The sequence below is a fragment of the Salifodinibacter halophilus genome (genome assembly GCA_012999515.1).
GTDB lineage: Bacteria > Pseudomonadota > Gammaproteobacteria > Nevskiales > Salinisphaeraceae > Salifodinibacter > Salifodinibacter halophilus.
Genome location: JABEEB010000187.1, coordinates 1 through 279 on the forward strand (window position 1 = coordinate 1; position 279 = coordinate 279).

The following is a 279-nucleotide window of genomic DNA, read 5'->3' on the forward strand; positions in this document are numbered from 1 at the left end:
CGCGAGACAGCGCTCGCGCCGCCGCCGATCCGCTACGCGCCCGAACGCGCGGCCGCGGCGGTCTATCTGCGCGCCGCGGTCGGCGCCTGGAACGAGCCGGCCTTGGCGGCGGACGCCGCGCCACTCGCGCAGGCTTTCGATGCGAAAGCGCGCACGCTGATCTGGCTGGCGCCCGGCCCGGTGCCGGCGGCGGTGCGCGAGTGGGTCGGGCAGGGCGGTCGGGTATTGCTGGACGCGCAGGCGCTATGGCCCGAAGCGCGTTTCGACGCGCCGCTGTGG

The 279-nt window shown here is 76.7% G+C and carries 1 protein-coding gene; it reads left to right on the forward strand.

All coding sequences use genetic code 11. The features are described 5' to 3' along the window. Positions 1-279: hypothetical protein (locus HKX41_11250; GenBank protein NNC24707.1), on the forward strand; the 279-nt coding region annotated here is incomplete at both ends.